Source organism: Alkalicoccobacillus gibsonii (genome assembly GCF_016798245.1).
GTDB lineage: Bacteria > Bacillota > Bacilli > Bacillales > Bacillaceae_D > Alkalicoccobacillus > Alkalicoccobacillus gibsonii.
On sequence record NZ_JAEUZA010000004.1, the window covers coordinates 100,830 to 113,897 of the forward strand.

General features: G+C 40.6%; 12 protein-coding genes and 1 other annotated feature (1 of these 13 cut by a window edge). Of the genes, 9 read left to right on the plus strand and 3 right to left on the minus strand.

Annotated elements, in window-relative coordinates; translation table 11 throughout:
• Window positions 1-75, plus strand: a binding site (T-box leader); it begins 133 nt to the left of the window's first position.
• Between the two features lie 55 nt (window positions 76-130).
• Window positions 131-1,375: a tyrosine--tRNA ligase gene (tyrS, locus tag JNO66_RS15570; protein WP_203089542.1), complete on the plus strand. Its 1,245-nt coding sequence runs from the start codon at window positions 131-133 to the stop codon at window positions 1,373-1,375.
• 98 nt (window positions 1,376-1,473) lie between these two features.
• Here tyrS and rpsD read toward each other — a convergent pair whose 3' ends face one another.
• A complete protein-coding gene (gene rpsD / locus JNO66_RS15575) occupies window positions 1,474-2,076 on the minus strand; it encodes a 30S ribosomal protein S4 (RefSeq protein WP_203089543.1) in 603 nt (200 codons plus the stop codon).
• Between the two features lie 459 nt (window positions 2,077-2,535).
• On the opposite strand from rpsD, the gene JNO66_RS15580 reads away from it, so the two are divergent.
• A complete protein-coding gene (locus JNO66_RS15580) occupies window positions 2,536-4,749 on the plus strand; it encodes a diguanylate cyclase domain-containing protein (RefSeq protein ID WP_203089545.1) in 2,214 nt (737 codons plus the stop codon).
• A 130-nt stretch (window positions 4,750-4,879) separates the two neighbouring features.
• Here the strand turns inward: JNO66_RS15580 and JNO66_RS15585 are convergent, their stop codons facing one another.
• Window positions 4,880-5,362, minus strand: a complete 483-nt coding sequence (locus JNO66_RS15585) for a GAF domain-containing protein (protein WP_203089547.1) — start codon at window positions 5,360-5,362, stop codon at window positions 4,880-4,882.
• 188 nt (window positions 5,363-5,550) lie between these two features.
• On the opposite strand from JNO66_RS15585, the gene refZ reads away from it, so the two are divergent.
• The 7 genes from refZ (at window position 5,551) to rbsB (ending at window position 11,977) form a co-directional block, all read left to right on the plus strand.
• Entirely contained in the window at window positions 5,551-6,207 is a 657-nt protein-coding gene (refZ, locus tag JNO66_RS15590; RefSeq protein WP_203089549.1) for a forespore capture DNA-binding protein RefZ, read from the plus strand.
• A 139-nt stretch (window positions 6,208-6,346) separates the two neighbouring features.
• A complete protein-coding gene (locus JNO66_RS15595) occupies window positions 6,347-7,327 on the plus strand; it encodes a LacI family DNA-binding transcriptional regulator (RefSeq protein WP_203089551.1) in 981 nt (326 codons plus the stop codon).
• Between the two features lies 1 nt (window position 7,328).
• Complete coding sequence (rbsK, locus tag JNO66_RS15600) at window positions 7,329-8,207, plus strand: ribokinase (protein ID WP_203089554.1); 879 nt, start codon at window positions 7,329-7,331, stop codon at window positions 8,205-8,207.
• A complete protein-coding gene (gene rbsD / locus JNO66_RS15605) occupies window positions 8,204-8,593 on the plus strand; it encodes a D-ribose pyranase (RefSeq protein ID WP_203089564.1) in 390 nt (129 codons plus the stop codon). Before rbsK ends, rbsD begins: the two co-directional genes overlap by 4 nt.
• Before the next feature lie 15 nt (window positions 8,594-8,608).
• A complete protein-coding gene (locus JNO66_RS15610) occupies window positions 8,609-10,108 on the plus strand; it encodes a sugar ABC transporter ATP-binding protein (protein ID WP_203089568.1) in 1,500 nt (499 codons plus the stop codon).
• Complete coding sequence (locus JNO66_RS15615; RefSeq protein ID WP_203089569.1) at window positions 10,095-11,039, plus strand: ABC transporter permease subunit; 945 nt, start codon at window positions 10,095-10,097, stop codon at window positions 11,037-11,039. The genes JNO66_RS15610 and JNO66_RS15615 overlap by 14 nt, the downstream gene beginning before the upstream one ends.
• Before the next feature lie 14 nt (window positions 11,040-11,053).
• Window positions 11,054-11,977, plus strand: coding sequence for a ribose ABC transporter substrate-binding protein RbsB (gene rbsB, locus JNO66_RS15620; protein WP_203089571.1), 924 nt, complete (start codon window positions 11,054-11,056; stop codon window positions 11,975-11,977).
• A 62-nt stretch (window positions 11,978-12,039) separates the two neighbouring features.
• On the opposite strand, the gene hisJ is transcribed toward rbsB, so the two are convergent.
• Entirely contained in the window at window positions 12,040-12,852 is an 813-nt protein-coding gene (gene hisJ, locus JNO66_RS15625) for a histidinol-phosphatase HisJ (RefSeq protein ID WP_203089573.1), read from the minus strand.
• Between the last annotated feature and the right edge of the window lie 216 nt (window positions 12,853-13,068).

Genomic DNA, 13,068 nt, shown 5'->3' on the forward strand with positions numbered 1-13,068 from the left:
AAATGCCGTTATAGACTGAGTGGGAAAGCGAATGCTTTTCAACAAGGGTGGTACCGCGATAACCTCGTCCCTTTTTAGGAGACGGGTTTTTTTGTGTGCAAAAAGAGAGATTAATCGGAGGTTGAATGGTATGGCAGAGTCCAAACGAGAGTTAACAGAAGAGCAAAAGCAGTTAGTCGAAACACAAGTGAAGGAATTAATGCGTGGTGTTGTTGAAATTGCGCCTGAACACGCATTTAAAGAGAAGATCGAACAATCAGTAGCAACAGGTGTCCCGCTTAAAATTAAGCTTGGAATGGATCCTTCTGCTCCTGACGTGCATATTGGTCACACGGTTGTCTTGCACAAGCTACGTCAATTCCAAGAATATGGCCATGAAATTCAGCTGTTAATTGGTGACTTCACCGGTCGTATCGGAGATCCAACAGGGAAGTCAGAAACAAGAAAAGCATTAACAAACGAACAAGTAATGGAAAATGCTAGAACCTATGTAGAACAGTACAGCAAAGTGCTTGATATGGATAAAGTAACACTTATGTATAACTCGGAATGGTTAAAAGCATTAAATTTTGAGGATGTCATCAAGCTTGCAAGTAACTTAACGGTTGCTCGCTTATTAGAACGTGATGACTTTGAAAAACGCTACAAATCACAGCAACCCATCTCCATCCATGAATTTTTCTATCCATTAATGCAAGGATACGATTCGGTTGCGATGAAGTCTGACATTGAAGTAGGAGGAACAGACCAAAAGTTCAACTTACTTATGGGACGTCAGCTTCAAGAAGCGTACGGTCAAGAAAAGCAAGTCGCTATGACTCTTCCATTAATTGAAGGACTTGATGGCGTACGAAAAATGTCTAAGTCCCTAAACAACTACATCGGAATTGACGAGGCGCCAAACGAAATATTTGGTAAATCGATGTCGATCCCTGATGAGCTAATGGTGAAATACTTTAGACTAGCAACTGATCTTCCATTAGAAGAAGTAGACATTCTTGAAAAAGGCTTAGCAGACGGTTCGATCCATCCGCGTGACGCCAAGATGAACCTTGGTAGCAAGCTTGTTGAAATGTACCATGGTCAAGAAGCAGCCAAAGAAGCCAGAAGCTACTTCGAGACTGTATTCCAAAAGAACGCCCTACCAGACGATATGCCAGTCGTAAAGTGGGAAAAGGATGCACAAATTGGTATCATCGATCTAGTAGTAGAACTCGGACTCCTTCCATCTAAAGGAGAAGCCCGTCGTATGATTCAAAACGGTGGCGTGAAGATGAATGAAGAGAAAGTAACAGACATTAAGACGGAAGTTACGATAACTGATGGGTTAATCGTGCAAGTAGGGAAGCGTAAGTTTGTGAAGATTACGCTGTAAGAATAGTAGGAGAGAGGCAGCAACCTGAGGAGGGTTGCTGTTTTTTTATATGAAAAAACCTCAACTTGTTGGGTAACAAGTTGAGGTTCGTTAGCAGCTTAACGAGAGTAGAACTCAACGATAAGAGCTTCAGTGATTTCAGCAGGAAGTTCAGAACGCTCTGGAAGACGAGTGAACGTACCTTCTAGCTTTTCTGCGTCAAATGTTACGTAAGCAGGTACGAAGTTGTTTACTTCGATTGCTTCTTTAACAGCAGATAGGTTTTGTGAAGTTTCACGAAGACCAATTTGTTGACCTGGCGTTACGCGGTATGAAGGAATATCAACGCGCTTACCATCAACAGTCACGTGACCGTGGTTAACTAGTTGACGAGCTGCACGACGAGTGCGAGCAAGACCTAGACGGTACACAAGGTTATCTAAACGAGACTCAAGTAAGATCATGAAGTTCTCACCGTGGATTCCGCTCATTTTACCAGCAATATCAAATGTGCGACGGAATTGACGCTCATTTACTCCGTACATGTGACGAAGCTTTTGCTTTTCTTGTAATTGTAATCCGTACTCAGAAAGTTTCTTTCTTTGGTTTGGACCGTGTTGACCTGGAGCGTAAGGACGCTTTGCTAATTCTTTACCTGTTCCTGTAAGTGAAATCCCAAGACGACGGGATAACTTCCAAGATGGACCTGTATAACGTGACATAAGGTGAATCCTCCTGTTATTTTGAATGTTGCAAAATAACAACCTCGTGGCAATCTCCTAGACTAGACGTTCTATTTTCATGCACCTTCGCTTCGACAGCAGGAAGTTACGCGGTACACCTCAAATACGCAGCCGCTTCGAGGAATAGAATCAATCTACACTAAGCTTACCTTGGCTGTCTCATTTCACACAAAGTTGATTATATCTAGAATCATATAAGAAGTCAATGATAGAAGAGGGTAATGCCTCACTATATAAGAAAAAAGTCATAGCAATTTGGAAGGTATTGCATTATAATCAATCTATATTCTCACAAAATATTTAAACTATTTAACATTTTTACCGAAAAAACTGCTTTTAAACGAATGATACGGGTTTATATCCGCCTAAAGTAAGGTATTTGTATACATAGATTCATGAAAAACGGGACGTTAGTCTTGGTCTATGGTGGTGATAGCAATGAACGAGCTACGCAATTTATTTCAATATAACGAGTTTATACCCTTATGGGACGAGTTAGTTCCTTTTGAGGAAGAGCAACGAGTAGGGACAGAGTCATTTATCTACATGATTTGGACGGATTCGGGGCTCGTTTCTGCCAAGCAGATGGGTCCTGCATCTGATGAGCTTAATCGTGCGTTCCTTTCCTATTGTCAACATGACACAGACGTTGGGGCCGAAGAGTACATCTATATCGAATCCAATCGTGCGTTCCAAGTTTCAAATCACCCTCCAATTAAATTTGGAGTGATGAGTCGAGAAGAACTATGTGAAAGAGACAAATTGGGTCTTCTTCTGCAACATATTGAACAAAAGCTGCTGACAAGTGATCGCGTATTTCATGCAGAGCTTCTGTTAAGAGAGGCAAACTATGAGATTTCGTTTCGTGCGTTAATCAATGCTTTGTTTAACGAAAAAATTACTCAAGTGCTTCCTTATGAATTCACACTATTTGAATGGACGGAAGAACAGTTAAAGCACGCGCGAGGTAAAAACTCGTTTCCACCTAACATTCTAAGAGATGCCAAACAGATTATTCATGAACAAGTATTGGCAAAAGGTAAAGCTACCTGTGCCGAGGTATATTCTGATGAGCAAAATCATTATATGGTGCTCCCCATTATCTTTGAGGCGCAGTGTCTTGGTTGTCTGATCTCTGAGTTACCAAAGCAATATCAAAAGAGCGGCACTATTTTTAGAGATATGGCCCTTTGGCTACAACCTCTCTTAGAAAAAGGTTATCAATTGGAACATGGCGAAAGAGAAGCGAAAAAGAAAGACTTACTCCTAGAAGTTACAAAAAAAGTCCACTCAACGATGGATATAAGTGAAGTACTCGCAAAGATTGTCTATGCGATTAAGCAAACCTATCCAACATATGATGTCTATTTAATGCTTTCACATGAGTGGGAGGTTCAAGAGGAATTACCTATTAAACCGTTCATTTATGGGTCAGAAGGATTGCATTCAAAAGCGGAGCAGGCTTTTCTTACTGGGTCCAATCAGGTGGAACGAAATCAAAAGCAGCAAATTCTTGATTTGTTTATGCCACTACGAGGCAAACAAGGCATTTACGGTGTGTTGGAAATCCATGCTTCTCCGTTGCTGCCTCTACCTGAAACAGAAATCTCTTTTATTGAGATTCTAGCGGACACTGGCGGGAATGCACTGGAAAATGCAGAGCTGTATCAACAATCCAGAGATCTTATACATGATTTAAAATTAATTAATCGAGCAACTCATCAAATTAATAGTAAGTTAAACTTGAACGACTTAATTGAAAGTATGACACAACAAATTAAAGAGGCATTTGGAGCGCAAGAAGTCGGGTTTCTATTGTTTGATCGATCCGACCAATCGATTATTCACCAAAGTGGAACACCTTATCTCCTGGCGAATCAGCATGAATTAGATGTTCATTCTATTATCGATCAGCTGTTAAGCAAAAAGGATCCAATTTATATTGGAGACACTGGGTTACATCATGAGATAGAGACCGGTCCTTTTTCTTCGATGCTGGCCATTCCAATGATTCAAAAGGAAGCTGTACATGGTGCTGTCTTTGCGTTTCATCAAGAGTCCTACCATTTTACATTTGAGAGCTTTAAATTGCTTCAATCATTAGTTCATCATTCAACGTTAGCTTTTACCAACACCTTACTTCATGAAGAACTAGAGAAGCTAGTCATTACGGACCATTTAACAAACCTGCATTCTAGGAACTACCTCGAAGAATCGATGGAAGAATCTCTTATGGAACATGAGAAGGGAACCTTTTTACTCATAGATATTGATGATTTTAAGAGGATTAATGATTCGTTTGGGCACCAAACTGGCGATGAAATTTTAAAGCAGGTGGCTAGCATTATCCAATCAAACATCCGCGAGACAGATGTTGCTGCGAGATGGGGCGGAGAGGAATTAGCGATCTACTTACCTAAAGTTGATCTTCGTGTAGGGACAGAAATTGCCAAACGAATTGTTAAAGCAGTCGCCCTTCAAACCAATCCGTCCGTCACCATCTCCTGTGGCGTTTCTCATTGGGATAAGAGCGAATCGCTTTCTCGTTCGTCGGAATGCCTCTTTAAATCAGCCGACACGGGCTTATATAAAGCGAAGGATGAGGGGAAAAACCGAGTAAAGATTGAAATGCCGCGAACAGCAGAGAGTTAGATTATCGATTAAAAAATAAGACTGATGATTCTTAAGTCGAATCATCAGTCTTTTGTGATTTCAGAGATCTAGCGGAAGTTTCCACTAGAGCGGGACACTTAGATAATCATGGTTATACCATTTTTAATTATTAAAGATGCTTCACAAGAATCTCCGCAAACTGCTTCAGATATTTTTCATCTTCTTCGTTAAAGCGCTCCAGACTTGGGCTGTCGATATCTAACACTCCAATTGTTTTTCCATCTTTAATAAGAGGAACAACGATTTCTGAGCGAGACGCTGCATCACATGCAATGTGGCCAGGGAATTGGTGTACATCTGCTACACGAATCGTCTCTTGCTTGGCTGCTGCTGTTCCGCAAACGCCTTTGCCAAAATCAATATGAACACATGCAGGCATTCCCTGGAATGGCCCAAGAATGAGCTTTTGTTCTTCTTTTGTTAGGTAAAACCCTACCCAGTTCACATCATTTAGAAACTGATTCAAAAGAGCACTGGCATTTGCTAGCTTTGCTACTCGGTCAGTCTCTCCTTCAAGTAGAGCATCCAGTTGTTTATTTAATAATGTGTAGGCTTTTTCTTGATTATCAGAATAAGTGGAGGATTGAAACATTCAGTTCACTCGCTTTCATTACGTATTAATCGACTTAAGTTTACATGATGTATGTAGATTCAGCAAAAAAATAGATTTCATAAGGGAATTTGTCAGACGATTTATTCATCGGTTTTGTTTGAGGGTGCAGGGGAATGGGGATAGGAAGCGAAAGAGTACAGAACCAGTTAAATTAACGGAGGGATCGTATGAGTGAAGTAACCAAGGTGAAAATTTTAACATCAGCTACGGCATTGTTTCAAAGGCAAGGGTACCATGGAACGTCTGTCAGAGATATTGCACAGGATGCATCTGTTAATATTGCTTTGGTTTCTTATTACTTCGGAGGAAAGAAAGGCTTATTTGAAACATTACTCATTCAATTTTATGAAGGGTATATAAAAGAATTAGATAAAGAGAGTTCATTGAATGAGTATGATTCTGCGTACGATTGTTTACTTTCCTTTGTTCGTTCGTTAATTAACTATCAGCGTTCACAGCATCTACTTGCTCGGATGGTTCACCGTGAGATGTCTGTTGATTCCACGCTTGTTAGAGAAGTCATGGCTACGTATCTTCAAAAAGAAAAACATGAGTTTTCACGCTTAATTAAACACGGAATGGCTGTAGGAGAGTTCCGTAGACAACCAGTCGATTTTGTCATTATTCAGTTACGAAGCATGATTACGCTACCTTTTATGTCTCCGCAATATTTATGGGAGCTTTTTCAGTTAAACCCTAAGGAGCCGTATTTTATTGATCGATATATGGATCACTTAAAAGCTTGGATTGCATCAGGATTAAGCTCAGATCCAAGTAGTCACGTGCAAGCAAAACCTCATATTCGAATTAAACAAATGTATTGATATTTAAAAGCGAGCTTCCCTCCATGCAGGAACGTTCGTTTTTTGCGTTCAATCGTTTTCGACAAAAAAAGATTGACAGGGAGTAGATTCACATTTATATTATGTGTAACCGGTTACATGATGTGAGGCGAAAAAAGTCATGACAACAATAAAAGATGTAGCAAAACAGGCGAATGTATCTGTTGCTACCGTTTCAAGAGTTTTAAATCAAAAAGGCTATGTTAGTAAAGAATCAGAAGAAGCTGTTAAAAAAGCTATTAAAATCTTAAATTATCAACCTAATGCAGTGGCAAGATCGTTGTATCACAAAACCTCTGGAATTATCGGATTGTTTGTACCTGATATTTCAAATCCGTTTTTCCCAGAACTGGCAAGAGCGGTAGAGGACGCTGCTACTGCAGAAGGCTTCACAGTTGTTCTATGTAACACTGATAATAAACAAGATAAAGAACAAAAATATATTCAAGTTCTTCAACAAAAATATGCTGATGGGCTCATTATTGTCACAGGGACAGAATCAGTCGAACATATTTTATCCACACATATTCCTGTTGTAGCCCTAGACCGATATATTAGTGAGGATATTCCGACGGTGGTTTCAAGTAATAAACAAGGTGCGATCGATGCAACGGAGCATTTAGTTGAGCAGGGCTGTACATTTATCGCTCACCTAAGAGGACCTATAGGGGTGACATCAGCTGATGAACGCTATGAAGGCTTTAAGCAAGTCATAGAAAAGCACTCCATGGCGCATGTAGTCATTGATTCCGGCTTTGAAATTGGTCAATCGGAAATGGCTACACGAAAGCTTCTTGAAATGTATCCCTCAATCGATGGTATTTTTGCGAGTAGTGATGTGACAGCAGCAGGAGCGATGCGAGCGGCTTATAAGTGTCATAAATCCATCCCAACTGATATTAAGGTGATTGGGTTTGATGGAATCTCTTTAGGCGAAATGCTCACTCCGGCGCTCTCAACAGTGCAACAGCCCATTTACGAAATGGGTGAGCGTGCAACTAAGCTGCTAATGACAATGATTGAAAAGAAAGAACTGCAATCATATAGACATGAGTTTAAAACAAAATTGACGATTAGAGAAACCTCGGTAGGAGGAGAGTAACATGGGAAACGTAACAATAGTCGGTAGTATTAATATGGATATGGTAACGAGCACAGCCGTTTTTCCAAAGCAAGGTGAAACGATAAAGGGTGAGAGCTTTGTCACAATGCCAGGAGGAAAAGGGGCAAATCAGGCTGTAGCGGCTGCAAGACTTGGTGCATCTGTCCGAATGATTGGCCGAGTTGGAGATGATCCATTCGGTAAGATTCTTACAGACGGTTTGGGAATTGAGGGAGTTGATGTTTCAAATGTGGAACCGGTTACAGATTGTAGTTCAGGTATTGCGTCAATCATTCTATCTGATCAAGATAACCGAATTATCATCACACCAGGAGCGAATGATGAAGTAACCGTGGAATACATCAATCAGTTTGAACAGGTGTTAGCAGAGAGTGATGTAGTACTTTTGCAATTAGAGATCCCGCTTGATGCTGTTGAGAGAACACTTACGATTTGTCAAAAGCATCGAACAAAGGTCATTTTAAACCCGGCCCCGGCCTACCCGCTATCCGACACTGTTTTATCAATGGCCGATTACATTACGCCAAATGAAACGGAGTACGAGCTGCTATTTAAAGATTCAAATGAATATCAGGGGAAAATCATTGTAACTGAAGGAGAAGCAGGTGTGAGCTGGCATGAAGCTGGTAAGCAGAAACGAGTCGCTGGCCATTCTGTTCAGCTTGTTGATACGACAGGCGCAGGCGATACATTTAATGGCGCCTTAGCCGCTTCGCTTTCAAACGGAGAAAGTCTTGAAAAATCGATTGTTTTTGCGAATGCAGCAGCTGCCTTATCCGTTCAATCATTGGGAGCACAAAGTGGGATGCCAACACGTGAAGAAGTACAAGAGCATTTGTCAAAGAAGGAGTTAACATGAAAAAGCATGGAATGTTAAATCGAGATATTGCAAGAGTGTTAGCTTCACTTGGTCACACAGATCAGATTGTTATAGCTGATTGTGGCTTACCTGTACCACCAGGTGTTGAATGTATTGACTTGTCCATAAAACTCGGAGTACCTAGCTTTTTAGATGTACTGACTGAGCTATTAATGGATATGGAGGTTGAGGCCTTTATTTTAGCTGAAGAAATAAAGACGGAGAACTCATACATCGATCAAATCTTTTCGAGGCAAGAGATCCCTACCTACTATTTACCTCACGAAAAACTGAAACAAGAAACATCAAAAGCGAAAGTCATTATACGCACAGGTGAGAGCACACCTTATGCAAATGTCATCCTCCGTGCAGGGGTCATTTTCTAAAAAGGGGGTTCAAAGATGATTGTTCAAATGGAAGGAATTCATAAAGCATTTAGTGGCAACCACGTTTTAAAAGATGTTTCATTTAATCTCGAAAAAGGTGAAATACATGCGTTAATGGGTGAGAATGGGGCAGGCAAGTCGACATTAATGAAAATTCTAACAGGAATTTACAGCTCTGATGAAGGGTCTATTTCAGTTAAAGGAAAAACAGTTCATTATAAGCATCCAAAAGAAGCGGAGCTTGATGGGATTGCTGTGATCCACCAAGAGTTAAACATTTTGCCGGAGTTAACTGTGGCTGAAAACCTGTTTCTAGGAAATGAACAAACAGTCGGCCGAACAGGCTGGTTAAAAACAAAGGAAATGAATCGTTTAGCAGAAGAGAAGTTAAGTGAGCTTGGACTTCGTATTAAAGCAACAGAGCGTGCGGGAAGATTGTCGGTTGGGAAACAACAATTAATCGAAATTGCAAAAGCGCTTATGACTAACGCCGATATTATTATTATGGACGAGCCTACAGCAGCTTTAACGGATCGAGAAATCGATACATTATTTGAAGCTGTTCGTTCACTTCAGCAAAAGGGTGTAACCTTTGTCTATATCTCTCACCGCATGGAAGAGATCTTCTCGCTTTGCGGGCGCATTACAATTCTTAGAGATGGTCAGTATGTTGGCACAAAGGTTATTGCAAACACAAATTTTGATGAAATCGTCAAAATGATGGTTGGACGAGAGCTCGGTGGCAGGTATCCGGACCACGATCTGATTCCTAGTGAAACAAAGCTTGAAGTGAAAGGGCTTACTCGCCGAGGAGAATTTAATGATATTTCCTTTAATGTTCGCTCAGGTGAGATTTTTGGAATTGCCGGCTTGATGGGGGCTGGAAGATCAGAGGTTGTCGAGACGATCTTTGGCTACCGGAAGGCGGACGCAGGACTAATTGAACTTGATGGACAAGCTTTAAAATGTGGAAATCCATCGGATGCGATTCAACAAGGTTTAGGATTTGTATCTGAAGATCGAAAAACCAAAGGATTAATTACTGATTTCTCAATAAAGGAAAATCTAAACTTAGTGAATTTGAAAGCGATATCAAGTTCTGGATGGGTTCAGACATCTAGGGAAAAACGATTGCATGATGAGCTTGTACAAAAGCTTGGCGTTCGTGCTTCGGGGCCAAATCAGCTTGCCAAGTCATTAAGTGGTGGAAATCAACAAAAGGTCGTCATCGCCAAGTGGCTTGGAACGGATCCTAAGGTGCTAATTCTTGATGAACCAACTAGGGGTGTTGATGTTGGTGCCAAAAAGGAAATCTATCTCATTATGAATGAACTAGCAAAACTTGGTGTGGCCATCATAATGGTTTCCTCTGAACTACCAGAAATTATTGGATTAAGTACTCGAGCTGCCGTCATGTTTGAAGGGAAGCTGATGAGTATTTTAAACCGAGATGAATTAACAGAAGAGACCATTATGCATTACGCCACTGGAGGAGATAAACATGTTCGCAAATAAACATATGAAATCATTGGCCGCCACACTCGGACCATTTATCGGTTTATTTATCATTGTTGTTATTATTAGTATTTTAAATCCAGGATTCTTATCCTTTTCGAACCTATTAAATGTTCTTAGACAGGTTTCCATTAATGCATTGATCGCTTTTGGGATGACCTTTGTTATTTTAACTGGCGGAATTGACTTATCAGTCGGTGCGATTTTAGCCTTATCAGGTGCGGTTACCGCCTCCTTACTCGCTGCTGGTGTCGATCCTGTTCTTGCCATTGCTTTAGGCCTCATCATTGGGACAGGTCTTGGCGCTATTAACGGGTTAATTATTTCTAAAGGAAAGGTTGCTCCGTTTATTGCAACGCTTGCAACCATGACGATTTTCCGCGGAGCAACCTTAATGTTTACCGACGGAAAGCCAATTACAGGTTTGGGTGATTCTACGTTTTTCAAAATGATTGGTGGCGGTTACTTCTTTGGTATTCCAATGCCTGCTATCACAATGCTAGTGAGTTTTGTCATCTTATATATGGTTCTTAAGAAAACGACGTTCGGTCGACGTGTCTATGCAGTAGGAGGAAATGAAGAAGCTTCTATCCTTTCTGGAATCAAAGTAGACAGAATTAAAATTTATGTATATTCCTTAACAGGTTTTCTGGCAGCGGTTGCAGGGGTGATCCTAACGTCTCGCTTAAACTCTGCTCAACCTACTGCAGGTTCCATGTACGAGCTTGATGCCATTGCTGCTGTTGTGCTAGGTGGGACAAGCTTAACAGGAGGTAAAGGATGGATCGTCGGCACATTGATTGGTGCCTTGATCATAGGTGTGTTGAACAATGGGCTTAATTTATTGGGGGTTAGTTCATTCTTTCAACAAGTAGTAAAGGGTAGTGTCATTTTATTGGCGGTTTTAATTGACCGTAAAAAATCAGCTTAAGGGAGAGAGTAGAGATGAAAAGATGGTTAGCGGCAACAGGACTTAGTACTGTACTACTAATGGGAGCTTGCTCAACAGAATCACCTGTTAGTGAAGGAAATGATAATGAGGGCACTGAAGGTAGCAGTGAGGACTTTACGGTTGGATTCTCTGTTTCCACATTAAATAACCCGTTCTTCGTTACGTTAGAAGAAGGAGCGGAAGTAAAGGCATCTGAACTTGGTTTAGACCTGGTGACAGTGGATGCACAGGATGATAGCTCAAAGCAAATAAGTGATGTAGAAGATCTCATTCAGCGTGGAGTTGACCTAATTATTATTAATCCAACAGACTCTTCAGCGGTAACAGCTGCTATTGAAGCAGCAAATAATGCAGATATTCCTGTTATTACTGTAGACCGTGGTGCTGATGGCGGAGAGGTTGTTACACATATTGCCTCAGATAATATCGCAGGAGGAGAGCTTGCAGGAGAATTGATGGTTGAATTAGTTGGTGAAGGTGCGAAGGTGGCTGAACTTGAAGGACTTCCGGGATCTTCCGCTGCACGTGAGCGTGGCGAAGGGTTTAATAATATTGCCGAAGACTCACTTGATGTGGTAGCGAAGCAAACAGCTAACTTCGATCGTGCAGAAGGATTAACGGTTATGGAGAACATTCTTCAAGGAAACAGTGACATTGAAGGTGTATTTGCTCATAATGATGAAATGGCTTTAGGAGCACTAGAAGCGATTGAAGCTGCGGGTGAAGATATTGTCATTATTGGTTTTGATGCGACAACGGATGCAGTAGAAGCAGTTGGTGATGAACGTATGGCTGGTACCGTAGCGCAGCAGCCAACTGTAATCGGCTATGAAGCATTAGAAGCAGCAAACAGTGTATTAAACGGGGAAGATGTAGAAGACTTTATCCCTGTTGATTTAGAGCTTATTAAAAAATAATCAAGCATCAAATAGGCCTCCAGAGGATCTTTATCCCTTGGAGGCCTTTATTATGAAGAAGCTTAAGGTGTTGAAAGCGGAATACCATTATATTCACTCCAAGCAATAGACACTTCCTTTGCTTGATGAGAATCAGACCCAAAAATTAACGGAATACCTAAACCTGATGCTTGAACGGCTATATCATAAGGTGGATAGCTTTCTTTACATAAGGGTTTGCGTAGACCAGCAAGATTATAGTCGAGAGCGTACCCGTGCTCCTTTATCTCTAATAGGAGTTTATTGATCTCATTTGTAAATAAACGAGTTGGACGCACTTTTTTATGAAATTTATTCGCTAGTGTAATATGACCAATTCGTTTTGGTTTATAGGGTCCAAGGTCTGCTTGGATAGATTTTTGTACGGTTTGATAATACAGCTGATGAACAGCATCAACGGAACCTAGAGCCTCAGCCATTTCTTGGAAAAGCTCTGGACTAAAATCCATACACATATATTGATCATGTACCTTAAGAAAGTGCACAGACAAAATACTGTCTGTAAGCATTGGTCCAATTTCATTTAATAAGGTAGAGATTTCTGTCTCGTAGCCTTCAATGAAGTCGACTTCAAGACCAATACCAACTGTTAATTGATCCTTATACTGTGTTCTTATAGCTTGTACCCGTTCAATGTACTGATACAGCTGACTTTTTGGCATGGCACTATCCTGAGTAGGAGCAGGATCATCAAAATTATCGGGAAGTGGAGCATGCTCAGTAAATGAAATACCAGATAACCCTTCCTTAATGGCTTGCTCACAATATCGATTTAACTCATCTTTTGTACCATGTGGACAAAAAGGGGTGTGGATATGTCCATCATATTTAAGCAAATTGATCTCATCCTTTTTATTCAGATAGGCTATTTGAGTTAGACACAGGATAAACAAATCATTCCAACAAAAGAGAACACAAATAGTTGGTTTCATGGTATCATAATACATACTTAATTGTAGAAAGAACTCGATAATCTTACGAAAAAAAGAGGATTTTGAGGATTGTTAGAGAAATTACATATATATGAACTCAGTTACCAATTTCATCATATG

What these genes read in the sequence shown, in the direction of transcription:
- tyrS (WP_203089542.1), top strand. Translation starts at nt 131, where the DNA reads ATGGCAGAGTCCAAACGAGAGTTAACAGAAGAGCAAAAGCAGTTAGTC.
- rpsD (WP_203089543.1), bottom strand. Translation starts at nt 2,076, where the DNA reads ATGTCACGTTATACAGGTCCATCTTGGAAGTTATCCCGTCGTCTTGGG.
- JNO66_RS15580 (WP_203089545.1), top strand. Translation starts at nt 2,536, where the DNA reads ATGAACGAGCTACGCAATTTATTTCAATATAACGAGTTTATACCCTTA.
- JNO66_RS15585 (WP_203089547.1), bottom strand. Translation starts at nt 5,362, where the DNA reads ATGTTTCAATCCTCCACTTATTCTGATAATCAAGAAAAAGCCTACACA.
- refZ (WP_203089549.1), top strand. Translation starts at nt 5,551, where the DNA reads ATGAGTGAAGTAACCAAGGTGAAAATTTTAACATCAGCTACGGCATTG.
- JNO66_RS15595 (WP_203089551.1), top strand. Translation starts at nt 6,347, where the DNA reads ATGACAACAATAAAAGATGTAGCAAAACAGGCGAATGTATCTGTTGCT.
- rbsK (WP_203089554.1), top strand. Translation starts at nt 7,329, where the DNA reads ATGGGAAACGTAACAATAGTCGGTAGTATTAATATGGATATGGTAACG.
- rbsD (WP_203089564.1), top strand. Translation starts at nt 8,204, where the DNA reads ATGAAAAAGCATGGAATGTTAAATCGAGATATTGCAAGAGTGTTAGCT.
- JNO66_RS15610 (WP_203089568.1), top strand. Translation starts at nt 8,609, where the DNA reads ATGATTGTTCAAATGGAAGGAATTCATAAAGCATTTAGTGGCAACCAC.
- JNO66_RS15615 (WP_203089569.1), top strand. Translation starts at nt 10,095, where the DNA reads ATGTTCGCAAATAAACATATGAAATCATTGGCCGCCACACTCGGACCA.
- rbsB (WP_203089571.1), top strand. Translation starts at nt 11,054, where the DNA reads ATGAAAAGATGGTTAGCGGCAACAGGACTTAGTACTGTACTACTAATG.